At 40.4% G+C, this 24261-nt stretch carries 21 protein-coding genes; 3 read left to right on the top strand and 18 right to left on the bottom strand.

Annotated features, from left to right (window positions below):
• Window positions 1–254 precede the first annotated feature (254 nt).
• The gene (gene suhB / locus ACHUE3_RS18245) at window positions 255–1058 is read left to right on the top strand and encodes an inositol-1-monophosphatase (protein WP_394193744.1); all 804 of its coding nucleotides are present in this window, start codon (window positions 255–257) and stop codon (window positions 1056–1058) included.
• Between the two features lie 39 nt (window positions 1059–1097).
• Here suhB and ACHUE3_RS18250 read toward each other — a convergent pair whose 3' ends face one another.
• The 8 genes from ACHUE3_RS18250 to queA form a co-directional block, all read right to left on the bottom strand.
• The gene (locus ACHUE3_RS18250; protein ID WP_394193745.1) at window positions 1098–1910 is read right to left on the bottom strand and encodes a substrate-binding periplasmic protein; all 813 of its coding nucleotides are present in this window, start codon (window positions 1908–1910) and stop codon (window positions 1098–1100) included.
• A 66-nt stretch (window positions 1911–1976) separates the two neighbouring features.
• Window positions 1977–3764 carry a GGDEF domain-containing protein gene (locus ACHUE3_RS18255; protein ID WP_394193746.1) on the bottom strand — a complete coding sequence of 596 codons (1788 nt, stop codon included), beginning with the start codon at window positions 3762–3764 and terminating at the stop codon, window positions 1977–1979.
• Window positions 3765–3837: 73 nt separating this feature from the next.
• Entirely contained in the window at window positions 3838–4368 is a 531-nt protein-coding gene (locus ACHUE3_RS18260) for a hypothetical protein (RefSeq protein ID WP_394193747.1), read from the bottom strand.
• 72 nt (window positions 4369–4440) lie between these two features.
• Window positions 4441–5388 carry a protein translocase subunit SecF gene (gene secF / locus ACHUE3_RS18265; RefSeq protein ID WP_394193748.1) on the bottom strand — a complete coding sequence of 316 codons (948 nt, stop codon included), beginning with the start codon at window positions 5386–5388 and terminating at the stop codon, window positions 4441–4443.
• Between the two features lie 9 nt (window positions 5389–5397).
• Entirely contained in the window at window positions 5398–7257 is a 1860-nt protein-coding gene (gene secD, locus ACHUE3_RS18270) for a protein translocase subunit SecD (protein ID WP_394193749.1), read from the bottom strand.
• Window positions 7258–7279: 22 nt separating this feature from the next.
• Window positions 7280–7618, bottom strand: coding sequence for a preprotein translocase subunit YajC (gene yajC, locus ACHUE3_RS18275; RefSeq protein WP_099296837.1), 339 nt, complete (start codon window positions 7616–7618; stop codon window positions 7280–7282).
• A gap of 36 nt (window positions 7619–7654) precedes the next feature.
• Window positions 7655–8782 (bottom strand): tRNA guanosine(34) transglycosylase Tgt, encoded by a 1128-nt coding sequence (tgt, locus tag ACHUE3_RS18280; RefSeq protein ID WP_099296838.1) that lies wholly within the window; start codon window positions 8780–8782, stop codon window positions 7655–7657.
• Between the two features lie 172 nt (window positions 8783–8954).
• Window positions 8955–9986, bottom strand: a complete 1032-nt coding sequence (gene queA / locus ACHUE3_RS18285; RefSeq protein WP_394193750.1) for a tRNA preQ1(34) S-adenosylmethionine ribosyltransferase-isomerase QueA — start codon at window positions 9984–9986, stop codon at window positions 8955–8957.
• A gap of 162 nt (window positions 9987–10148) precedes the next feature.
• Between queA and ACHUE3_RS18290 the strand changes: the two genes are divergently transcribed.
• Together ACHUE3_RS18290 and ACHUE3_RS18295 are read left to right on the top strand one after the other, a co-directional pair.
• Entirely contained in the window at window positions 10149–12665 is a 2517-nt protein-coding gene (locus ACHUE3_RS18290; protein WP_394193751.1) for a two-component system response regulator, read from the top strand.
• 211 nt (window positions 12666–12876) lie between these two features.
• The gene (locus ACHUE3_RS18295; RefSeq protein ID WP_394193752.1) at window positions 12877–13101 is read left to right on the top strand and encodes a hypothetical protein; all 225 of its coding nucleotides are present in this window, start codon (window positions 12877–12879) and stop codon (window positions 13099–13101) included.
• Window positions 13102–13127: 26 nt separating this feature from the next.
• Here ACHUE3_RS18295 and ACHUE3_RS18300 read toward each other — a convergent pair whose 3' ends face one another.
• The 10 genes from ACHUE3_RS18300 to ACHUE3_RS18345 all read right to left on the bottom strand — a co-directional run bounded on the left by ACHUE3_RS18300 (window position 13128) and on the right by ACHUE3_RS18345 (window position 23952).
• Entirely contained in the window at window positions 13128–14039 is a 912-nt protein-coding gene (locus ACHUE3_RS18300) for a hypothetical protein (RefSeq protein ID WP_394193753.1), read from the bottom strand.
• A 9-nt stretch (window positions 14040–14048) separates the two neighbouring features.
• Window positions 14049–14633 (bottom strand): hypothetical protein, encoded by a 585-nt coding sequence (locus tag ACHUE3_RS18305; RefSeq protein WP_394193754.1) that lies wholly within the window; start codon window positions 14631–14633, stop codon window positions 14049–14051.
• Window positions 14626–15168, bottom strand: coding sequence for an RNA polymerase sigma factor (locus ACHUE3_RS18310; protein WP_394193755.1), 543 nt, complete (start codon window positions 15166–15168; stop codon window positions 14626–14628). Before ACHUE3_RS18310 ends, ACHUE3_RS18305 begins: the two co-directional genes overlap by 8 nt.
• 122 nt (window positions 15169–15290) lie before the next feature.
• Entirely contained in the window at window positions 15291–16199 is a 909-nt protein-coding gene (locus ACHUE3_RS18315; RefSeq protein WP_394193756.1) for a hydrogen peroxide-inducible genes activator, read from the bottom strand.
• A 93-nt stretch (window positions 16200–16292) separates the two neighbouring features.
• Window positions 16293–17561 (bottom strand): inorganic phosphate transporter, encoded by a 1269-nt coding sequence (locus tag ACHUE3_RS18320; RefSeq protein ID WP_394193757.1) that lies wholly within the window; start codon window positions 17559–17561, stop codon window positions 16293–16295.
• A 39-nt stretch (window positions 17562–17600) separates the two neighbouring features.
• On the bottom strand, window positions 17601–18278 hold the full coding sequence (locus ACHUE3_RS18325) for a TIGR00153 family protein (RefSeq protein ID WP_394193758.1): 678 nt from the start codon (window positions 18276–18278) through the stop codon (window positions 17601–17603).
• A gap of 171 nt (window positions 18279–18449) precedes the next feature.
• Window positions 18450–19151: a phosphate signaling complex protein PhoU gene (gene phoU, locus ACHUE3_RS18330; RefSeq protein WP_394193759.1), complete on the bottom strand. Its 702-nt coding sequence runs from the start codon at window positions 19149–19151 to the stop codon at window positions 18450–18452.
• Between the two features lie 54 nt (window positions 19152–19205).
• Window positions 19206–20033, bottom strand: a complete 828-nt coding sequence (gene pstB, locus ACHUE3_RS18335; RefSeq protein ID WP_058560459.1) for a phosphate ABC transporter ATP-binding protein PstB — start codon at window positions 20031–20033, stop codon at window positions 19206–19208.
• 19 nt (window positions 20034–20052) lie between these two features.
• Window positions 20053–21702, bottom strand: coding sequence for a phosphate ABC transporter permease PstA (gene pstA, locus ACHUE3_RS18340; RefSeq protein ID WP_394193760.1), 1650 nt, complete (start codon window positions 21700–21702; stop codon window positions 20053–20055).
• Window positions 21703–21717: 15 nt separating this feature from the next.
• Entirely contained in the window at window positions 21718–23952 is a 2235-nt protein-coding gene (locus ACHUE3_RS18345) for an ABC transporter permease subunit (RefSeq protein WP_394193761.1), read from the bottom strand.
• Window positions 23953–24261 lie beyond the last annotated feature (309 nt).

Raw genomic sequence — 24261 nt, forward strand, 5'->3', positions numbered from 1 at the left:
CTAGGTTCTAGGTTCTAGGTTCTAGGTTCTAGGTTCTAGGTTCTAGGTTCTAGGTTCTAGGTTCTAGGTTAATCAAAAATTCTTTGTTTAAGCTGGCAGTACAAATTTTTTATGTACTTTTTACCTTGCAACTCATACCAGTACAAAAAACACTCAGAACTATTTGGGGTTTGGTGTTTACTTTGTGTCAAAAGTCGCTAGAATACGCCAGCTTAAAATATATAAACGTTCTTTTACAACCCAAAGGTAAAACCATGCATCCAATGTTAAACATTGCGGTTCGCGCTGCGCGTAACGCAGGCAAAATTTTACTTCGCGCAAGTGAAGATTTATCAAAAGTTGAAGTGCAACAAAAAGGCACTAACGACTTAGTTACAAATATTGATAAAGAAGCTGAAGCCGTAATCCGTGACACTATTTTACAGTCTTACCCTACTCACTCTATTGTGGGCGAAGAATTAGGTGAGCACAAAGGCAAGGATGCAGATTACCAATGGATTGTAGATCCTATTGATGGCACAACAAACTTCATCAAAGGTCTTCCTCATTTCGCGATTTCTATCGCACTAAAAGTTAAAGGTCGTTTAGACCAAGCTGTAATTTACGACCCTATCCGTGGCGAGCTTTTCACTGCTTCACGTGGTCAAGGCGCACAGCTTAATAGCAAACGTCTTCGTGTTAGCAAAACAACTGTTCTTGCAGGTACCGTTCTTGCTACCGGCTTCCCATATAAAAACAAACACCACATGGATGCATACACTGAAGCATTCAAAGCATTGTTTGTTCACACTGCTGATATTCGTCGTGCGGGTTGTACTGCGTTAGATATGGCATATGTTGCAGCAGGTCGCGTTGATGGTTTCTTTGAAATTGGCTTAAAGCCTTGGCACAGCGCTGCAGGTGAACTAATGGTTAAAGAAGCGGGCGGTATGGTTGTAGATTTCGCTGGCGGTAATAACTATAACCAAAGCGGTAACCTTATTTGTGGTGCACCAAAACTGACACAAGCGATTATTCGTGAGATTCGTCCAGTTCTAACTGAATCATTACTACGCTAAGATTCAGCACCAAATAAAAAAGGAGCCAAGGCTCCTTTTTTATTGTGTAAAATGAGGGTTAGCTAACTTAATTTCTATCGCATTTGCTCCATCGAAGGGTAATGCGTTTAAGTCATCGCTAAAATATTTATTGAATAGCGCTAAAAACTCTCCCGTCTTCTGCATTTTCGTTAACCCTTGCTCTATTGCGTTAGCCAGTTCTGGTTTTTCTTTAGATACAAAATAATAAAAGGCCGCAGGATAGTGAAGATATATGTTTGGCACTATTGCCAGTTCACTATTATTTACCTCTTTAAGCTCAGAACTAACTTCAATAAATGATCGAGGAAAGTAATCAATGCGTCCTGCAGCAGTTAAACCAAACATAGCTTCATAATTAGCTAATGGCCGAACATTTAATCCATTATGTGATAAAACCTTTGTATCTGGCCAATCATGGCCTTGCACTGCCGTTAAAGGCTTGAGTTGTTCAAGCGTTGTTATATTTTTAAACTGCGGCAGCAATGCACGTTGAGTAACTAAAGCGCGCTTACCTATATAGCCTCGATACAATGGAATTTTAACAGCTATTGCCAACGTTTCTCGCTCAGGACTTGTCATACTCCAATATAAATCAACATCACTGTTTTGCAGCGTGATGAGCGTACGTTGTTGGTGGGGATGAACAATAATATGGTTCAATGTAGCTGAATAATTCGCCGCTTCAAGGGCTTTAGTCAGCAGTGTACTTAAATATTCATCACGCTTGTACTGAGCACGGGGTTCTTGCGCTACATTGATAGTCTGGGCGGATAGTGTTGCACAATAAAAAATAAAGCTATTTATGAGTAAATAAAAAAATGATTGTGTCATTGATATTATTTTCTGTGGGTTTTCTTTAACCTACACCCAGTTGAATAAATACTCAAGTGTTCTATTTTATAACACTTTTATATCGGATGTTAATCTTACTACAGCTGGAGCTGGGCTACGTCGTTTACAGACAAATAAGTGACTTTCACGGTAACGTTTAGCTTCTTTCTTAGCGTCAGTAGCAAGAGCCGCAACTTGATGACTGTTATTGCACAATGCTAAATCAGGTTCAACGAGGCCAATAGATAACGTAAGTAACGGTACGAATTTTTTTTCACCTTCGCGGTTGCAGGCCCAATACCCTCCGCTGGCAATATGCTCTGGCGTAAAAAAGGCTCTAGATTCAAGTTCAAATTGTTTAATGATGTAATTACAAATCATAACAGCGTCATCACTATCAAACACCACCATAAAATCGTCCCCACCTATGTGGCCAACAAAGCTAGGTATGTTTGCGCACGCTTGAACCGTGACATTCGCTAATAACTTAATGACGCTATCACCACTGGCATAACCATATAAATCGTTAAATTGTTTAAAGTGATTTAAGTCAATGTAAGCAAGTGAAAAGCTATTTTTAATGCGTAAACGGTGCTCTATTGCTTCATTAATGGCAACATTACCTGGCAACATAGTAAGCGGGTTTGCGTGTTGCGCGTGTCGTATTTTTTCTTCTGTAATATGTTTTAAAATATCGCGTAACGGTGCTAAACCTAAATATTGCTCAGAACGTGTAATGATTATGTGGCGACGAATATCAAAATCATGCTCTGTAATTTGCTGGCTTACGGTATCTAACAATTGATTTTCATCAACTATAAGTGGCTGCTTATGCATTAACGCTGTTACAGGTTGTTTACCGTATAATGCATGGCCATAGGGTGCAGCAAATACTTCGGTTAGTTGGTCTTTATGCAATAGCCCTACAGGCTGCTGTTGCTCGTTTATAACAGCAATGCTGATTATTGTTTTGTCTTGTTCAAATATTTTATGAGCATCTTTACAACGAGTTTCACTGATAATCGCGGCTTGTTCAACAGCCAGCCAACCTATGGCCATTGATTGTTCAAATTGGTTACTTGAAGGTAAAAAGTTAAGCTGTTCTAACTGTGGGCTTTTAAATTCAGCACTTGGTTTTGTGTTTGGTCGTTCAAGTAAAAAACCCTGAGCATTTACTATACCTAGGCTTTCTAATAAATACAGTTCTTCAATTCGCTCTATTCCCTCAGCAATAACCTCTGTATTCGTTACTTTGGCCAGTTCTATAATCGATTTTAAAAACTCTTTTTTCACCACACTTTGATCGCAATGATCTATAAAGTAGCGGTCTATTTTGACAAAGTCTGGGCATAACTCTGACCATTGCTTTAAACCAGAGTAGCCAGCACCAAGGTCGTCAATTGCAATTGAAAAGCCTAGTTTACGATAATGCGCAATGGTTTTGAGCAGTAAAAAGCCATCATCCACTTTTTCTTGCTCTGTTACTTCAATAACCACGCGACTGGCAGCGAGTCCAAATTTTTCAATCAGGTGAAGTGTTTCACCTTTTGGATGGCAGGGGTCAAGTAGCGTTTTGGGGCTTACGTTCAAAAACAGTTTGCCCTTTAAGCCTAGTTTTACAAAACTTTCTATGGCTGTTGAGCGGCACAGTAATTCCAACTCAGATATTTTATCGTAATTAACAGCGGCGCTAAACAATTCGCTTGGCATCTCAAGTAAGCTGCCTGCGGGGCCTCGGCTCAATGCTTCGTAACCTAATATCTGTTTGCCAGAAATATCGAATATAGGCTGAAACAAAGTTGTTATATCACTGTTATGCAATATATTTTCTAAAGAACGCTGCTGCTCACTCACCTATCACCAAGCCAATACAAATTATTAAGAGGCACATAAAGTAGCAATAATGTATGACAATTTTATGTCAACTTTACGGCTTTTGGCTAAGGCTCTTTTTTAGCTGATCATAATGCGCTAAAGCTGAGATTATCTCATGTTTAGGTACCAGTAATATCTGCTCATTTTTATCTGCTTTAATACTAAGTACTTGAATAGTCACAGCGTGAACTAATACTGCTTTTGCATGGTAACAAATTGGGTCATTAAATTTGGGGAGTGTTAAATTCGACAATTGTTTACTTGTTATTTTTTCAAGTGCAGGAGAAGTCAATTCTGCTAATGCCGCGTTTAGCGCAGTTAAGTAATTTGTGCATTGGGGGTGCTGCTGCATAAACTGATCTAATAGCGCATTTGAAACTTCAACAAGCGCAGTAGATTCTTTCGTTAAACTAGCAAGGCCTTGGCCCATATTAATCGCATTAAGAAGATGTGAAGCTTGGGCATGAAAAGCCTCTGAAGGGAGTCGCTTTTTAGCTTCAGTTTTTACTTGCGGCTCTGGCTGGGGCTTATCGCAAGCCGTTAATATAAAAACCGAGCACACGAATACAAACAACTTAAACATAAATCAACACAATCCGTAACAACAATAAAAGCCGCTTAAATAAGCGGCTTTTATATAAGTGCAAATCTAAACCTATGGCATTGGGTCTAGGTCTGCCCCTTCTTTTTCAATCACTTCTGGAATTAAATCTTCTTTGCTTACACCCATTGCAATGGCAACAGCACTGGCAACATAAACAGAAGAATAAGTACCAATAAACACACCAAACAATAATGCAGTAGCAAAGCCATGAATTGTTTGACCACCCCATACAAACAATGAAATCAATACCAGAATTGTGGTAATTGAAGTCACTAAAGTACGGTTAAGGGTTTGTGTAAGTGAAATATCAATGATTTCAATGGTGTCATCGATACGAACTTTACGGAAGTTCTCACGAATACGGTCAGATACAACAATAGTATCGTTAAGTGAGTAACCTATTACTGCAAGTATCGCGGCAAGAATGGTTAAATCAAACTCCAAACCAAGTACTGAGAACAAACCTAGCGTAATAATCACGTCGTGCATAAGTGCTGCAACTGCGCCTAATGCAAAACGCCATTCAAAGCGAAACGCAACATAGATCAAGATACAAATAAGTGCAGTTAACATGGCAAGGCCACCCTGCTCTTTTAAATCTTCACCAACACTTGGGCCTACAAACTCGATACGACGCATTTCAACGCTATCATCAGCAGTTTTTAACGCTGCAATTACTTGGTTACCAATAACCTCAGCTTTTACGTCGTCACCACGAGGGGCTAAACGGACTAAGATTTCTTGGCTGGAACCAAATAATTGCACTGATGCATCAGCAAAACCATTTTCAGCTAATACTGAGCGCACCTTTTTTAAATCCGCTGGCTGCGAAAAGCCAACTTCGACTGCTGTACCACCGGTAAAATCTAAGCCAAAGTTTAAGCCTTTGACAAAAATTGATGCTATTGAGGCCAAAATAAGTAGCGTTGAGATCCCCATTGCAACTTTGCGTAACGACATGAACTTTAATGTTCTACCGCCTAATTTTAAAATTTGCATCATCGCTCCTTATATTGACAGCTTATCGACACGTTTACCGCCGATAAATAAGTTGATCACGGCACGTGTACCCACTATTGCTGTAAACATTGAAGTAAGAATACCTATTGCTAATGTAACGGCAAAGCCAGCTATTGGACCTGTACCTACAGCAAATAAGATAATCGCCGCAATTAACGTGGTGATATTCGCATCAAATATAGTACTAAATGCACTGTCATACCCATGATGAACGGCTTGCTGAGGGCTACGGCCATCTGCCAATTCTTCACGAATACGCTCAAATATTAGTACATTGGCATCAACCGCCATACCAACCGTTAATACAATACCTGCAATGCCAGGCAATGTTAACGTTGCGCCAGGGATTAGTGACATAACACCAATGATCAATACAAGATTTGCCGCTAGTGCAATATTCGCAACTAAACCAAAGCCTTTGTAATAGATCAGCATAAACACCAGAACAAACAAGAACCCTAGTGCAACTGCGGTCATACCCGCTTCAATATTTTCTTGGCCTAAACTTGGTCCTACAGTACGCTCTTCTACGATTTGAATTGGCGCTACTAGAGCACCTGCGCGTAGAAGTAAACTTAAGTTATGCGCTTCTGCTGGGTTATCAATACCGGTGATACGGAACGAACGGTCTAAACGCGCCTGAATTGTCGCAACGTTGATAACCTCTTCCACTTTAATAGGCGGAAGCGCTTTACCGTTGGCATCTTTTTTACCTGATGGCTTATATTCAATAAATACCGTAGCCATACGCTTACCGATTGCACGCTTGGTAAACGCATTCATTTTAGCGCCACCTTTGCTATCAAGGGTAATACTTACTTGTGGTCGTTGATATTCGTCAGCACCTGATTGTGCACCTGTAATGTGGCTACCTTCAAGAATGATGCGCTTTTTAAGCACCACAGGGTAACCATCACGGCTCATGATCATTTCTGTGCCTGGCGGAATACGCCCTTGCGCTGCTGCTGACACATCTGCATTTTCGTCTACTTCACGAAATTCAAGCGTTGCTGTTGCACCAAGAATTTCTTTCGCACGTGCGGTATCTTGAACACCAGGTAACTGTACGATAATACGCTCAGCACCTTGACGCTGCACGTTAGGCTCTGCAACACCTATTTGGTTGATACGGTTACGAATAATTGTTTCATTTTGCTTGATAGCATAGTCACGAATTTCTTTTAGCTTTAAATCACTGAGATTGGCATAAAACGCATTATCGTTTGAACTATCATTGATGAAGGTATGAAGTGGGTAACGAGTTTGTAAGAAACGCTCAGCAGCGTCTTTATCTTCTTCGCTACGCATCTCTACACGCATACGTTCACTGTTTGCTACTCGGCGAATAGAGCGATAACGCAGCTTTTCACCACGTAAGTCACTTTTATAATCTTGCTCCATTTGTTCCAGCGCGTTATCAACGGCTGTAACCATGTCGATTTCCATCGTAAAGTGAACACCGCCACTTAAATCCAAGCCCAACTTCATTGGGTTACCACCAAGGCTTTTTAGCCAATGAGGTTGCGCCGGGGCCATATTAATGGCTGAAATGTAATCTTCGCTTAGTGAATTACGCAGTAAATCTTGCGCTTTTAATTGCTCTTCTACGTTTTTGAAACGAACTAAAATTTGTCCATTTTCAAGCTTTGTAGATTTCACCGTTACGTTGTTGTCTTTGAGGATGCCATTTACTGTATCTAATGTACTGAGTTCAACATCTGCACCTTTTGCGCCAGAAACTTGTATGGCCGGATCGCGGCCATACAAGTTTGGTGAAGCATATAAAAGGCCCATTGCTAACACAGCGATAACAAGTAAATACTTCCATAATGGAAACTTGTTTAACACGAGTCTGTCCTTATTATTATATTTATAGCGACTTCATTGTGCCTTTAGGCAGTACTGCAGAAACTGCTGATTTTTGCACAGTCACTTCAGCTTGATCGTTTAATGAAATAACGATAAAATCTTTATCTTCTGCGATTTTAGCAATCTTACCCACTAAACCACCTTGGGTCAGTACTTCATCACCTTTTGCCATCGCATTCATTAAGCTTTTATGCTCTTTAACGCGCTTAGCTTGTGGACGATAAATCAAAAAGTAAAACACTAAACCAAAAATTGCTAACATGATCAGCATTTCGTAACCACCGCCTGCTGGCGCTGCACCTGCCGCACTTGCGTGGGCGTTTGAAATAAATAAACTCATAACACTTCCTCTTTAATTTTTATAAAATTTGATTTCTTAATTTTCGGTATTAGCAAGCTCAGGCACTTCTTGGCCTCTGCGTGCATAAAAATCGTTTACAAACTCATCAAGCTTACCTTCGCTGATCGCATTGCGTAAGCCTTCCATAACACGTTGATAATAACGTAAGTTATGGATTGTGTTTAGTCGTGCACCTAAAATTTCGTTACACTTATCAAGGTGATGTAAGTACGCACGCGAATAGTTTTTACATGTGTGGCAATCACACTCTGGATCCAACGGACCGGTATCTGTTTTATGTACAGCGTTACGGATTTTAACAATGCCGCCAGTCACAAATAAGTGACCATTACGCGCATTTCGTGTTGGCATAACACAGTCAAACATATCAATACCACGGCGTACCGCTTCGACTAAGTCTTCTGGTTTACCTACGCCCATTAAGTAACGCGGTTTATTTTCAGGCATTTTGTAGGCGCAATGATCAAGAATGTTGATCATTTCATTTTTTGGCTCACCCACTGATAAACCACCTAATGCATAGCCATCAAAGCCTATTTCTTCAAGGCCCTTTTGTGACTGCGCGCGAAGCTCAGGGTACATACCACCTTGAATAATACCAAATAAAGCAGACGGGTTATCACCATGGCCTTCCTTCGAACGCTTAGCCCAACGAAGTGATAATTCCATTGAATCTTTTGCTTCTTTTTCGGTCGCTGGGTACGGCGTACATTCGTCAAATATCATTACAATATCTGAACCCAAATCTCGCTGTACTTGCATTGCCTTTTCTGGCGAAAGCATGATTTTCTCACCATTTACTGGTGAGCTAAACAAAACACCTTCTTCAGAGATTTTACGCATTGCGCCCAGGCTAAAAACTTGGAAGCCACCTGAATCAGTTAGGATAGGACGATCCCAATTCATAAAATCATGTAAATCACCATGTTGTTTGATGATTTCAGTACCAGGGCGCAGCATTAGGTGAAAGGTATTGCCTAAGCAAATTTGTGCGCCAGTATCTTTTACTTCATCTGGGGTCATGCCTTTAACAGTACCGTAGGTACCAACAGGCATAAATGCTGGTGTTTCTACAACACCTCGGTCAAAAATCAAGCGGCCGCGGCGCGCTTTACCGTCAGTACGGTCTAATTCAAATTTCATATCATCCTCAATGTCGGAAAAACAGTCCAACAAGCTATAATTTAACCGTTCGATTCTAACCTTTTTGTTAGCGCAATACTATTAATTGGGCTAAAAGTGAGAATTAAAAGAGCGATTACTCAAATCAAAAAGCCCAACACGCGGCTGGGCTTTCAAGACATTTGATTAACCGTTATTTGCGGGTTAAAAACATTGCATCACCGTAACTAAAAAAGCGGTACTTTTGTTCTATTGCTGTTTGATATGCTGACATAATATTGTCTTGCCCTGAAAAAGCGCTCACTAACATAATCAAAGTCGATTCAGATAAATGAAAGTTAGTGACCATGGCATCGACTACGTTAAATTGATATCCCGGATAAATAAAGATATCTGTATCACCAAAGTAAGTATCAAGTTTACCGCCATGAATTTTAGCCGCCGACTCAAGTGAACGAACAGACGTGGTGCCAACAGCTATAACCCGCCCTCCGTTTGCTTTGGTTTTAGCAACTGCAGCAACAACATCATCAGGCACTTCAATATATTCAGAATGCATAATATGATCATCTACAGAATCAACGCGTACCGGCTGAAAAGTCCCCGCACCTACGTGTAACGTAACAAAGGCCATGTTAACGCCTTTTTCTTTTAACGCAGCCATTAAACTATCGTCAAAATGCAGCCCTGCCGTGGGCGCAGCTACCGCACCGGGTTTTTCGCCATACACTGTTTGATAACGCTTACGGTCATCTTCTGTATCTGGGCGGTCAATGTAAGGCGGTAATGGCATGTGGCCAATATCGTTTAAAATCTCAAGTACATTTTCACTGTCGGTAAATTTAAGCTCAAACAGTTCAGCATGGCGACCTACCATGATTGCTTTTGCCTTACCTTCTAAGGTAATGACTGAGCCTTCTTTAGGCGATTTACTTGCACGCACATGAGCCAGCACTCTGTGCTCGTCTAATACCCGCTCAACAAGTACTTCAACTTTACCGCCAGATTCTTTTTGCCCATACATACGAGCAGGAATAACTTTAGTATTGTTAAATACCAGTAAATCGTTTTCATTTACTAATTCTAAAATATCACTAAATACTTTGTGCTCAAGTGCCCCTGTTGGGCCATCTAAAGTCAGTAAACGGCTACTTGTTCTGTCTTCTTTTGGAAAACGAGCAATAAGTTCATCAGGTAGGTCAAAACTAAAGTCTGCTACGCGCATAACATATACATCCAGATCAAAAAATTCGCGCCAAGTTTAACCCTATCAAACGCATTGCTCAACTAAGTTTAAAAACCCAGGAATGTTTTCTTGTGGTTAAGGGAAAATGGCATTATCCTAATCTACTGAATTAACGTAGGTTGAATAAGAGGTAGTGACGTCATGGCTAAGCAGCTCCAGTTGCTGATTTTAAACGCCAGTATGGCTGAACGGCAGACTATTAGGTCGACTCTAAGCAAGCTTAATGTGTTTACTTTCATTGAGGTCGATGATACCCAGCAAGCATTAGAGCTGCTAAAAAATCAGACTGTTGATATTATTATAACTGGCTTAGATGTCGGTAAAATTGACGGCTGGCGCTTCTCTCGGATGATTCGCTCTGGGCTATTGAAAACGCCAAAAAACACACCTATTGTACTAACACCCCCTATTTATTGTGAAAGAATCGCTGAAACAACAGCGCGCAGTTATGGCATTGATGCGGTATTACCGTTTGAACGCCAAGACATGTTACCTCAGGTACTTGCTAATGTATTATCAACGCATTTAGAAAAAAGTAGCCGCTTAAACCTTTTACTTATTGAGCTTGACGATAAGAAAGCCGCCGAAATTGAGCAAACTTTGGCGCTCAACTTTGCTTGCACACGAACAACAACAAATAAACAAGCCTTGGCAATTTACCTGCAGCAAACCTTTTCAATAGTGTTGTTGGATGCCACCTCCGCAAATGCCGTGGCGGCAAGTAAGCTTGTTGAAGAAATGCTACAACACAATCCCAAACAAGCCATCGTAACAATAATAGATACGCGCGATGCTGATTACGCTGAACAACTGCTGCTGTCAGGGGTTACTGACTTTATCCGTACGCCATACGAGCCTACGTTTTTAAGCAAAGTATGTGACCATGCCGCGCGTCGCGAAGACTTTATGGTGAGTTATGCTGAATTTGCCCAAAAAGTGGAGCAATTGAGTCAAAGTCAAAGCCGCTATAAAGAACTTTTTTCGGCCCATCAGCGCATATTATTACATTTGAACACCGTTGTACTTGAGTTTGACCAACAAGGTCTCATTCGGTTTATCAATCCTGCATGGGAATCACTATCTGGCTTTGGTATTAAACACACCTTAACAAAGTCATTAACTGACTTTTGTGAAGAAGAATGTAAAGTAAAATTACTCGGCACTATCAGCAACATTCTAAATGGCGGCAAAGAGCAGCAAAAAGTAGAAATTCAGATCCAGCATAAAGATGGGCGCGCTATTTGGGTTGAATGCCGTTTACAGCTTATTAAGAATAGTAGTAACGCCACCAGTATAACCGCCACAATAGACAACATTCATGAACGAAAACAGGCGGAACTGCAGCTACGCCATTTAGCTCTGCACGATACATTAACAGGCTTGCACAACCGTTATTACTTTGACCAACAGCTCAACCTTATTTGTCAGCCTGAATACACATTTGACCAAAGTGAACATGCACTTATATACATAGATTTAGATCATTTTAAAATAATTAACGACAGCAAAGGTCACCAACAAGGCGACATTGTGCTCAAGGAAGTCGCACAATTATTTACTTCAAATATCAAAGACGAACACTTAATTTGTCGTATTGGCGGTGATGAGTTTGCGGTTATTTTGAAAAATATGAACCTATTAGATGCGCACCTAGTTGCAGAAAGCATTTGTATGGCGATTGATGGCCATCAGTTTAAGTCTGAAGAGCAAATATACTCTATCAGTTGCTCCATTGGTTTAACGCAAATTACAGCGGCTAATAACGACCCTAGCGAGTGTTTAAAACAAGCTGATATTGCACTTTATGTTGCAAAAAGCTTAGGTAGAAATTTAGTTCACTGTTATTCAAAAGAAGACGCTAACCACAACACTCTCCAAGCAGGCCTTGAGTGGGGACACAGCATACGCCAAGCTTTACAACAAGATCAGATAGAGTTGCATTATCAACCTATTTGGGACTTTAAAAAAGGCGAAGTGGCATACTTTGAAGCACTGTTACGCTTAAAATTAGGCGATGAATTGGTTTACCCAAATCAGTTTATACCATCGCTTGAACTTCTCAATGATACATATCTGATGGACCAGTGCGTTATTCGTAATGCAATAGCTGCGATTGCCAAGCATCCAGAGCTCAGCCAAGTAGCTATTAACTTATCTGCGCAATCATTTTTAGATGAACGCTTATTACCTCATATTGAGTCAACACTGAAAGACTATAATTTGCCACCGACACGGGTGATCTTCGAAATCACCGAGTCAGCAAGTATTAATAACTTAACGGCCACTCGCGCGATGATTGAAAAACTCAATCGTCTTGGCTGTCACTTCTCAATTGACGATTTTGGCACTGGATTTAGCACGTTCAATTACCTCAAGCAACTGCCTGCACAACATGTAAAAATTGACGGTTCATTTGTAAGAGATATGCTCAATGATCCAATTGATTTAGCCTTGGTTAAAGCCATTAATGATATTAGCCGCTCTCTAGACAAGCGCTCTGTAGCTGAGTATGTTGAAAATAAAGATATTTTCCTAGCACTAAAAGATATAGGTGTTGATTACGGGCAAGGTTACTTTATTGCACGGCCTCAACCGGTAGAAAAAATAGCCGGTGAGCTCGAAAAAATATCTAAAAATAAAACTTTTTACGAACAATAACCTAGCTTGAGCATTACAAATTTATACACTTTTAACCAATTTTATACTTTCATCTAGCCGTAACTCTTCTATACTTTTTACTCGACGTTGTTAAATGTCTTGTTGTTAAACCGATAGGTAAAAATAAACAAGACATCACAGATCGGCAAGCATATACCATTATAAAACGACATACTGTTTTAAGTGGTTTTGTCGATTAAGGAGCTAGGTTATGATGCAATTGATCGTGTTAATACTAATAGTGAACTTGGGTATAGCGTACCAGTGCTATAAATATGCCACTAGAAAAGGTTACCCCAAAACTACGTTTGCCTGCTTAGGCCTTGTGCCGTATTTTAATTTAGTTGTCTGGGTTTATTTGTTGTTTCTGCCTGATATTACCCACCTCAACAAACAATTTGAATTTGAAGGACACAATGAAAAGCAGCCATTATAAATGACTGCTTTTTTATGCGAATTTTTTTAAAATTGGTAACTAATTGCTTTAGCTGCTAAATCACCTGCTTTGATATCACCAACAACACATTTTTTAATATCAGCTTTATTAAATACCTTAATTAAATTCTTATTTTTGTGGCCGAAACCATTGAGTACAAAGCTGATATGTTCATCATTTGGTAGGCTGCGTAAACCACTGCCATAATCACAAAGTGTTAAGCTAATACTCTTGCTAATTTGTTCAAGCATTTGCTTTTGTTCAACAGCTTGTTGCTTCTCTCGCTCAGCTTGCTTTGCACTTATATCTTGGCGAATTTTTTGATGCTGCTTTGTTAACTTGGTTTGTTGCTTTTCAAGTGCTGCAATTTCTTTCTCTAAACTTTTTTTACGCAGCGCTAACTCTTTGGTTTCAGCGCTGTTGTCATGGCGTGTAGCGAACTCTAAATCGCGTCTTTCACGTTCTAAGTCTCGCAACTCGCGACTTACATCGCGCTCTTTGTGTGCAATGTCACGTACTTTTTCAGCTCCTTCACGCATAACTTCCATTGCTTGTTGATATGCTTCTCGCGAAGATTCAACTGCTCGCTCACTGATAATCTCCACTTGTTTACTAATAAATTCTACATTTACATCAGCAAAGTCAATCTCGGGCATCGGCGGTAATGGTGCATCTGGCGCTCCGCTAAAAATAGTTTGCCAGCGCCTATTACCTTGAATATCTAATTCAAAAACAACCCCTTGGTTCGCAAAATAGTTTGCATTAATAGATCTTACCTTCTTATCTGTATCTTGCTTTAACGCCGCACTGAGAATATTTTCCATAATACTCACTTCACGGGTAATCGCGCTCAGTTGTTCTGGTGTTTGTGCCAATAACTGAGTACTTGCGCACCCAACTAAAAAAGTAATAACACTACACATCATTTTTTTATTCATGGTTAACTCCTAATTTTTTGCTACAGCAGCCAAAGGCTGCCCTTGTACTTGTTCGGCTAAATCATTTAACTGCATCCGCAGATAAGCGTGATCTTGCGCTCGTTGAGTTTTCATATAACTAATTAAACTATTAATGTCTTCTTGGCGCTCTACCCGTCCGGTCGCTATAGCTTCTTTGGTTAATTGATACATACGCTGTTGTTGCAACTCATTTTGTGCAGTAATAATATTTTGTAGTTGGTCTATTTGCTTTTGCTGGGATTCCAATAACTTTGTTTGCTTGGCAAGTTGCAATTCACTTTCAGTGTTTTTACTTGGCACTAAGTACACCAGAGTGCACACCATAATAGATGCAGCGACTGCCCATATAGCAGCGTTACTTTGTTTACTACGCTGAGGCTTTACACCTAACGTAGATGACCGGTCCCAATCAGGCACAGGTTGCTGTTTATAATCACTGCTTTGCGCTTGCCACCGTTGTGCTTGTGCTAACATTGCACCGTACTGTGCACTTGTTTTTAATTGCTCAAGCGCCTCACTTGTGAGTGGCTTACCCTCTAACCATTGCTCAAAAAGTGTGTCTAAATTAGCCATCAACAGCCTCCAAATGAACTTTTAATTTACCCAATGCACTGTACAAACGTGATTTAGCTGTATTTGTGGATATGTCTAACTGCAGTGCAATTTCTTCAAATGTACAATGCTGAAAAAACTTTAGCTCCACTACCAATCGCTGCTCCCAAGGTAAGTTATTCATCATTACCTTGAGCTGATTATGCTCTAATTGCACGATTTGATTTTGCTCAAGCTCACCGTTTTTACAAGTCTGCTCAGGGGTATCATCAAGCGGCTGATAAACATGCCGGCGACGGTAAAACTCAACCCCGCGACGATGTACTATTTGAAAGACCCACGTATTAAAACTGGCGTCACCACGAAAGTTGTGCAAACTTTTATATACAGAAATAAATACTTCCTGCATCAGATCCATTGCATCATCAGGATTGCTTAATATACGCAAACAATAATTATAAACGGAGCCCTCATGCTGCTTCACGAGCTTGATCCACGCTCGCTTATTACCCTGCTGCGCTTTTTTGATTAAGGTTTCTTCTGATTGGAAAAACACAATTCTCAGTTTTTAGTTTATTTACTTATTATGTTAGTCGAGGACATGAGAGGAATAGTTTGAAGATCCACAAAAAAAGCGCAATTAAATTGCGCCTTTTTCATAACTTTTTGTTTAATAAATCAAACTTGACATTGTTTCGCTAAAAATTCTTTGAGCGCTTGGCTAAAGAGCCTAAAGTCACGAATTCGCCCTGTTGTTTTGCGCCACAAAATACCTATGTCTCGGTACGCATCACCTTTTGAGGGAGTAGCAAGCATGTTTTTATTTGCAAGTATGCCCGCATTTAGCGCCATTTGAGGTAAAAATGTCACCCCTAGTTGGTATTCAACCATACTCAACAATGTATGTAAGCTTGCAGCCTCAAATGGGTTAATACAGCTTGAGCGATTAAGATGGCACGCACTCAGTGCATGACCTGTCATACAGTGCTCCCGCTCAAGCAAAAATACACTGGCATCTGGTAGCAAATTAAAATCTTCAATCCCTGCTGCCGGCTTATAATCAGCATGATGCACTAAACTAAAGTGATCTTGCGCAAGCACCTGTGTATGAAATTTATCTGTTTCATACGGTAATGCTAACAACGCTAAATCTATGTGGCCGTGTTCCAATTTGTCTAGCAAGTTATCACTCGTATCTTCAACCAGCACAAGCTCTAACTCACTAAACTGCTGCTGACAAAAATGATAAAGAGGCGCTGCTATAAAACTTGCAATGGTCGGTATGACACCTAAAGTCAACTTGCCACTCAGTGGGTTTAGATGACTTTTAGTTAACTCTTTGACACTCATTGTATCGTCGATAATCTTTCGAGCGCGCTCAACAACTTCTTCGCCCACAGCAGTAAACATTAAGCTGCGATTCTCACGTTCAATAAGCTGACAGCCGAGGGTTTCCTCAAGCGTTTGAATTGCGCTACTTAATGTCGATTGACCAATAAAACATGCACTTGCTGCACGGCCGAAGTGTTGATGCTGATGCACAGCTAATAGATACTGCAACTGCTTAATACTGGGTAAATTAGTCATTACTTTTGTTACCTACAAATAAAAAGACCCCAATACCTAGGGCATTGAGATCTTTTCAAGCTAAAAGTCTGTGCTACTTAAAAGCTACGGGAATTAGACTCCGAACGCAGTTCTTAATATGTAGAAAATAACAATAGCAAGACCTGCGCCTACTGGCAATGTTATTACCCAAGAAACCACAATGTTTCTGACTACGCCCATATTAAGTGCAGCGATACCACGGGCCATACCTACACCTAACACCGCACCAACAAGGGTTTGTGTGGTTGAGATAGGCAAGCCAGTACCAGATGCAATAACAACGGTTGAAGCAGCAGCAAGTTCAGCAGCAAAACCACGGCTAGGTGTTAAATGTGTAATACCTTCACCAATTGTTTTAATTACTTTCTTACCTAAAATAGCAAGACCCGCAACGATACCAATACCACCTAGTGGTAATATCCACCATGCAAGTGCGGCTTTCTTAGCAATCTCACCATTGTTTTCAACAATATTTACAACTGCAGCTAATGGACCAATTGCATTAGCAACATCGTTTGAACCATGGGCAAATGCCATACAACAAGCTGTTAAGACCATTAAGATAGCAAACACTTTTTCAACATTGTTGAACTGCATTTTCTTGTCGGCTTGCGGGTCTATCTTTAAGCGAGAAATAGCAACTTTACCCAGTAAACCCACAACTACAGCAATACCGATAGCAAGTGCATAACCTTCAACAGCACCTAGATTAATACCAATATGTTTTAGGCCTTTCTTAATGGTCACTAAAGACATAATGAAACCCGCTAAGCCCATATATATTGGTACAAAACGTTTTGCATTTTTAAGTGGTGCGTCTGTATCAAAAATCAGCTTTTGTGCACTCATAAAAATGAGATACGCGATAAAGCCTGAAATAGCAGGGGTGACAATCCAGCTTCCTACGATACCGGCTACTTTACCCCATTGAATTGCTTCACTGCCCACAGCAACCAGCGCAAAACCAATAATTGCACCGATGATTGAGTGAGTCGTTGATACTGGCCAACCTAAGAATGACGCAATTAATAACCAGCTACCTGCTGCAAATAATGCTGAAATCATACCCAGCACCATCAACTCAGGAATATCCAAGAATGGAGTTGAGTCGATAATACCTTTACGAATTGTTGATGTTACCTCGCCACCGGCCAAGTAAGCACCAGCAAACTCAAACACCATAGCAATTAAGATTGCTTGTTTGATTGTAAGTGCTTTTGAACCAACTGATGTGCCCATTGCATTGGCAACATCATTCGCACCAATACCATAAGCCATAAAAAAACCGACAGCAGCGGCAATTAAAATTAATACCGTGCCATAAGATGCAATGATATCCATTGTGTAACCTTAATCTTTCGTTATTGAACTGAGTGTAAATTACCGAGCTAACATCAGCTCAAGACGTGAACCTACGCGCTCTGCTATATCAGCAAGTTCGCCGACCCATTCGATGATCTTGTATAAAAACATTACATCAACTGGATTAAGTCCATCTTCTACGACGCGCAATTGGCGACGTATTTTGATTTGCATATCATCCGTGTCTTGTTCTATTGCATCCAATTCAACGAGCATTTTTTCAACCAAGGTCACTTCGCGACCCTTAAACCCTGTTTCTAATAGCTCATCTAACTCATTAATTGCTTTTGATGCTTGTTTAGTCGCATCAACACAACGCGTTACATAGGCTAAGAAATCAGTTTGAATCTCTTTTGGTATGGTCATCTCACGACCAATTACACGACCAGCAATGTCTTTAGCTTTATTGGCAATTTTATCCTGCTGGGTGACGAGCTCAAGCAGATCTGTACGCTCTACCGGCATAAATAAACCACGCGGTAGTTGTAAACGTATATTTCTTTTCATGTCGTCGGCTTCACGTTCTAAATTACGAATGTCCAAGCGAATTTCTTCTGCTTGAGCCCACTCTTCTTTAAATACGTGATTGAAAAAAGGGATCAAGGCTTTACTTGCTTGATGTACCTTCTTGATGTGATCTTCCATTGGCTTGATAGGAGATTTTGCGAACACTCCTAAAAACGCGTTAGTAGGCATAGCTGACCCTTAATCAAATTAGTATGCTTTGCGGCGTGAATTTTACAGCATTCGTAACGTTTGTGAACGCTTTTTATTACTGAGCCGCCCCTTAAGCATATTATTAGTTACAATATAAAAACAAAAAAACGGCTAATTGCCGTTTTTTTACAATAAACAAACCACTAAAAGTTAAAGTGATTTCTCTATATCTTCTTGAGATGTATGACGAATATCTTTTCCATTAACAAAATAAATTATGTATTCTGCAATGTTTTGGCATCTATCACCAATGCGCTCTAATGAGCGCACAGACCAAACTAAATCCATAATTTTTGGAATTGAGCGTGGGTCTTCCATCATATACGTCATGATTTGGCGTGTTATAGCTTCATACTCACGGTCAACTTTGGCATCTTCTTTGTGTACTTCAAATGCTTTTTGTACATCCATACGGGCAAATGCATCCAAAACATCATGCAACATTTTAGACACTTGGCGGCCCATATTCTCAATATTCACTAATAAATCTTGCTGATCTTTAGTAAATGAATCTAATGCAACTTTTGCAATACGCTCAGCTTCATCGCCAATGCGCTCTAGATCTGCAATCGTCTTAGCTATTGCAATCACTAAACGCAAGTCACTTGCCGCTGGTTGGCGACGAGCAATGATGCGGGTACATTCTTCGTCAATGTTAACTTCCATCGCGTTAACTTTGTAGTCGTTTTCACGCACTTTACGAGCAAGTTCTGCATCGCCATTACTAACCGCATCAAGCGCACTGTTTAATTGCTGTTCAACTAAACCACCCATGCTCAACACATGGTTACGAACATTTTCAAGCTCTTGATTAAAGCGACCTGAAATGTGCTTATTGATATTGTGTTCCATTATTAACCTTCTTATCAAATTCGTTTATGACTGCAAAACACTCGACACAAATTACTAGCCGTAACGACCTGTAATATAGTCTTCAGTTTTCTTTTTATTTGGTGTGGTAAATAGCGTATTTGTATCGGAATACTCTATTAACTCACCCATGTACATAAATGCAGTTTGATCTGATACACGCGCTGCTTGTTGCATGTTATGTGTAACAATTACAACGGTAAATTTATTCTTTAAGTCGTTTATTAACTCTTCAATGACCAATGTTGAAATTGGATCAAGTGCCGACGTTGGTTCATCCAACAACAATACTTCTGGTTCAATTGCAATTGAACGCGCAATCACTAAACGCTGTTGCTGACCACCCGAAAGGCCAAATGCACTGTCGTGAAGTCTGTCTTTTACTTCATCCCATAGCGCAGCGCCTCGTAAAGATTGTTCAACTACTTCGTCTAATTTACGCTTTTCTTTAATACCTTGTAAGCGTAGGCCATAAACTACATTCTCGTAAATTGATTTAGGGAATGGGTTTGGGCGTTGAAACACCATACCTACATTACGACGAAGCGCGGCTACGTCTACACTTTTGTCATATATATTTTGACCGTGAAGTAATATTTCACCTTCAATTCGGCAAATATCAACTAAATCATTCATACGATTAATACAACGCAGTAACGTTGACTTACCACAACCCGATGGCCCGATAAATGCGGTTACCTGCCCCTTAGGTATCTTCATATTAACCGAGCTTAATGCTTGTTTATCACCATAGTAAAGATCCAAGTCCTTGATCTCGAGTGCTGTTTGCTCTTTACCTAAATTCTCTAAATCCAACTTCAAGCTTGTGCCTGACTGGTTTACTTGTGGAGCGACTGTAATCATGTCTTTTTACCTTTACTAATTAATGCTCAAGCGAACGGTATTTTTCACGTAAGTGATTACGTATGCCGATTGCTGTGATATTCAATGTGATGATCACTGATACTAATAAGAATGCAGTGGCGTAAACCAACGGACGAGCCGCTTCAACGTTAGGGCTTTGAAAGCCAACATCGTATATATGGAAGCCTAAGTGCATAAACTTTCTATCTAAGTGAAAATATGGGAAGTTACCATCAAGCGGTAATGTCGGTGCCATCTTCACCACACCAACTAACATTAATGGCGCTACTTCACCCGCTGCGCGAGCAACGGCTAATATTAACCCTGTCATAATTGCAGGGCTAGCCATTGGCACAATAATCCGCCATAACGTTTCTGCTTGCGTAGCGCCTAGTGCAAGTGAACCGTGACGTACAGTACTAGGAATACGTGATAAACCTTCCTCTGTCGAAACAATAACAACAGGCAATGTAAGAATCGCAAGCGTTAATGCTGACCACATCACACCCGGTGTACCAAATACTGGGCTAGGCGCAGCTTCTGGGTAGAATAGTTGGTCTAAGCTTCCGCCTAATACATAAACAAAGAAGCCTAAGCCGAATACACCATATACAATTGATGGTACACCCGCTAAGTTAATCACCGCGATTCGAATCATTTTTGTCACGGCATTCTTTGCTGCATATTCATGTAAGTAAATTGCAGCAACTACACCAAATGGCGTCACAATAACTGCCATTAGCATTACCATGAATACCGTACCAAATATAGCTGGGAAAACGCCCCCTTCGGTATTAGCTTCACGTGGGTCATCTGAAATAAACTTGCCTAACTGCACAAAGTAGTGGCCTAGCTTTGCAAAGAAACCCATATCGTTTGGTAACCAAAAATCGAGCACTTGGTAAAGTGGTATTGTGACACTTTCGCCGCGCATATCTTTAGCGGTTACTTTATCGCGCTTTGCTTGGTTACGAAGTGCAAAAAGTTGTTTTTCTAGCACCAAGTAATCAGCTCTAAGCTCTGCACGTTGTTGAGCAAGCTCTGCGACTCGCTCATCAGTCAAGGCATCATCCAATAGGTAAGACTTCTCCTGAAGACGTAAACGTTCTAGCTCATAATTTATATGGCCGATTTCACCGTCTTGTAGATCTGCAGCTTGATCATTTAAATCTACTGCGCGATCAACCAGCTCTTCCAGTACTTGTTTTTTATTGTCAGTAATGACTTGCCCGTCTTTTATCACTGTTTCAATATAGCCGTAAAAATTACCATTTTTACTACGTTCAAATACTGCAAGGTCCGCAGGAGTCGTCTTTGATTTTATATCCGTTTCAAGTACCCAACGGAAATCTAAATCTACATATTCACGATTACCTGTTTTAATAAGTAAACGTTCTAGGTTTTCTTTGTTAAAACCTGATAAATCCACGCCCATTGCTTCAAGGCGAGACTTAGGCACCATTTCTCGGTCATATACTTCACCAATCACGGTTTGTTTTGTTACTGAGCCATCAAGCTCAAATTGCATCACCTGTGAAGGCCAGAAAAAGCTTAACCCTTTCCATGCAATCATTGCTAATAATCCAAGAACAGATATCAAGCTGATACTTACCGCACCACCTGTCATCCATATCCAAGGAGAACCTGACTTAAACCACTGCTTTACCATGTCGTGTTTCTCCAATTACATTGAGCTGTATTTATCACGCAGCTGCTGACGAACAAACTCAGCTACTGTGTTGAAAATAAAAGTAAATATGAATAATACAAATGCCGCTAAGAAGAGGATTCTATAATGTGAACTTCCCACTTCAGATTCTGGCATTTCAACTGCAATATTGGCCGCTAGCGTACGCATACCTTGGAAGATACTCCAATCCATAATTGGTGTGTTACCTGTTGCCATAAGCACAATCATGGTTTCACCTACTGCGCGACCGAGTCCCATCATCACCGCAGAGAAGATACCTGGGCTGGCAGTTAAAAGCACAACGCTAACCAACGTCTGCCATTGTGTTGCGCCTAAAGCAAGTGAGCCATTCGAAAGGTGCTTAGGAACACTGAATACCGCATCTTCAGCAATCGAAAAAATAGTGGGTATAACAGCAAAGCCCATCGCAATACCAACAACTAATGAGTTACGTTGGTCAAATGTCATTCCTAATTCATTAGTTAGGTATTGACGAACGTTACCATCAAACATCCACAATTCTATTGCGCCGCTCATCGCAAACGCTAACCAACCAATTAATAGCACGACCGGAATAAGTAAGATTGAATGCGACCCTTCAGGAATTCGATGACGAATACCAGCAGGTAGCTTTGTCCAGCCATAAGCTGTTGCAATAATACCTAGCGGAAGCATAATCAATAAACCAACTATGGCTGGTAAGTGCTCTTCAATTAATGGTGCAAGCCATAAACCAGCTAAGAAACCTAAGATTACCGTGGGTAATGCTTCCATAATTTCGACGGTAGGCTTAACTACTTTACGTAATTCACTCGACATGAAGTATGCTGTATAAATAGCCGCTGACAATGCAATCGGCACAGCAAATAACATGGCATACATTGCCGCTTTAATTGTACCGAATGAGATAGGTACTAAAGAAAACTTCGATTCAAAGTCATCGCTGGCAGAGGTTGATTGCCAAATATAACCAGGCTCAGGGTAACCTTCGTACCATACCTCTTGCCATAAAGCTGACCATGTAACCTCTGGGTGTTCGTTATGAATATCAACAACTGTTAGCTTGTTGTCGGCTAAAATAAGTGCTGCATTTGAACGCGGCGCAATTGCAAAGTTTTCAATCGCACCATCGCTTACTTTACCTTGCCAAAGTTTTGCTTCACTCGTGGTGTAATACAAGCCTAATTCACCATTTGAACTAGTAGTAAAGAAAGTACGGCGGTAAAACTCAGCGAAGATATCTAGCTTGTTTTGTTTTGTTGTTTCAAAAGCACGAATCTTTTGATACTCACGACCGTCATCCGTGTTGACTTCAAACCACTGCGAGACTTCACCGTTATCATTAGCAAGCATCAATGAGTTAGCACCGGCTAGAAGCTCTGCAGACACTAAATTTGCATTTTCTTCATTAGCAGCCAAAACTTGAATCAGCTCAACGTCGCTCGGGAAGCGCGTATCATAGATATAAATTTGATTTGCCGTGCGAACAAAAGTACGCGTTGTATCTGGTGACATAAGTAGTTGATCAATACGCCCATCAACATCTAAATCTGTGCGTTCAACTTGCCATTCAATTTCGCCCGTGAACATATTCTCTTCAGCAACAAAGCTGCTAAACATTACGCGTTTATCAACTGTCTGCGCCACAATGGCTGTTTTCTCTTCATAATGGCTAAATGCAAACTGAGAAATGGCTGCACCTTGCTCATCTACAACCAGTGACAATTCACCTAATGGATAATCTAAGCGCGGTGTTAGTTTGCGTTTGTTGTTTGGAAAAGTAACTAGAAACTTTGGTACAACGATGACCGCAGAACCATTTTCCAAACCATAAGCATACTGCCCTTGAAACGGAGCACTTTTGGCAAAACTTGATACCTTGGCATCTAAAGTTACTGGTAGGCTTGTTAGCTTTTTGCCGAACGTTTGCTTTTCTACACTGTAGAAATCAACAGCACCTGTTTTGGAGAGTAAAAACGCAACCTCAGTTTGCTCTTCTACACCTAAGCCGACAATCTGCTCAGCATTATTCAATCCAAAGCTATCACGCGTTTCTACTTTCGCTGATTCAAAAATAGGTTGGACTACATATAGCAAATAGAAAAATATTAACAGCAGCGCTATTAATACCATTATACCGCCAGCAGTAATGCTAAATTGGGCAAACCGGTCTTTAAATAGACGGCTTCTATCCGTATTGAAAGACGGTTTATTCGGATTGGAAGTCATCGAAACACCTTTAAAACTTAACGTTGGCACATTATATTTCACCAAGATGACAATAATGTTACAGACGTCATAATAGGGTTAATTTGCTATTGAAGTTATAACCTATGGCTGTAAACCTTACTATTTATCAATAAATTAGCATCCCACCATCAAGATGAGAAAATTTCACCTTTTAAATACTACATAATAAACAGTGGGTTAACTAAAGTAAGTATTAACAACCTACTTTTCTTTGTCTCAAATTGGAACCAAACCTTACAAAAGTTGGACAAAATAACCAACTGAGTCAATACTCAACTTGGCTTTATA

The organism is Pseudoalteromonas atlantica (assembly GCF_043641955.1).
Lineage (GTDB): Bacteria > Pseudomonadota > Gammaproteobacteria > Enterobacterales > Alteromonadaceae > Pseudoalteromonas > Pseudoalteromonas atlantica_A.

Coding starts and splice junctions, on each gene's coding strand:
- suhB (WP_394193744.1), top strand. CDS start 255: ATGCATCCAATGTTAAACATTGCGGTTCGCGCTGCGCGTAACGCAGGC.
- ACHUE3_RS18250 (WP_394193745.1), bottom strand. CDS start 1,910: ATGACACAATCATTTTTTTATTTACTCATAAATAGCTTTATTTTTTAT.
- ACHUE3_RS18260 (WP_394193747.1), bottom strand. CDS start 4,368: ATGTTTAAGTTGTTTGTATTCGTGTGCTCGGTTTTTATATTAACGGCT.
- secF (WP_394193748.1), bottom strand. CDS start 5,388: ATGCAAATTTTAAAATTAGGCGGTAGAACATTAAAGTTCATGTCGTTA.
- yajC (WP_099296837.1), bottom strand. CDS start 7,618: ATGAGTTTATTTATTTCAAACGCCCACGCAAGTGCGGCAGGTGCAGCG.
- tgt (WP_099296838.1), bottom strand. CDS start 8,782: ATGAAATTTGAATTAGACCGTACTGACGGTAAAGCGCGCCGCGGCCGC.
- queA (WP_394193750.1), bottom strand. CDS start 9,986: ATGCGCGTAGCAGACTTTAGTTTTGACCTACCTGATGAACTTATTGCT.
- ACHUE3_RS18290 (WP_394193751.1), top strand. CDS start 10,149: ATGGCTAAGCAGCTCCAGTTGCTGATTTTAAACGCCAGTATGGCTGAA.
- ACHUE3_RS18295 (WP_394193752.1), top strand. CDS start 12,877: ATGATGCAATTGATCGTGTTAATACTAATAGTGAACTTGGGTATAGCG.
- ACHUE3_RS18300 (WP_394193753.1), bottom strand. CDS start 14,039: ATGAATAAAAAAATGATGTGTAGTGTTATTACTTTTTTAGTTGGGTGC.
- ACHUE3_RS18305 (WP_394193754.1), bottom strand. CDS start 14,633: ATGGCTAATTTAGACACACTTTTTGAGCAATGGTTAGAGGGTAAGCCA.
- ACHUE3_RS18315 (WP_394193756.1), bottom strand. CDS start 16,199: ATGACTAATTTACCCAGTATTAAGCAGTTGCAGTATCTATTAGCTGTG.
- ACHUE3_RS18320 (WP_394193757.1), bottom strand. CDS start 17,561: ATGGATATCATTGCATCTTATGGCACGGTATTAATTTTAATTGCCGCT.
- ACHUE3_RS18325 (WP_394193758.1), bottom strand. CDS start 18,278: ATGCCTACTAACGCGTTTTTAGGAGTGTTCGCAAAATCTCCTATCAAG.
- phoU (WP_394193759.1), bottom strand. CDS start 19,151: ATGGAACACAATATCAATAAGCACATTTCAGGTCGCTTTAATCAAGAG.
- pstB (WP_058560459.1), bottom strand. CDS start 20,033: ATGATTACAGTCGCTCCACAAGTAAACCAGTCAGGCACAAGCTTGAAG.
- pstA (WP_394193760.1), bottom strand. CDS start 21,702: ATGGTAAAGCAGTGGTTTAAGTCAGGTTCTCCTTGGATATGGATGACA.
- ACHUE3_RS18345 (WP_394193761.1), bottom strand. CDS start 23,952: ATGACTTCCAATCCGAATAAACCGTCTTTCAATACGGATAGAAGCCGT.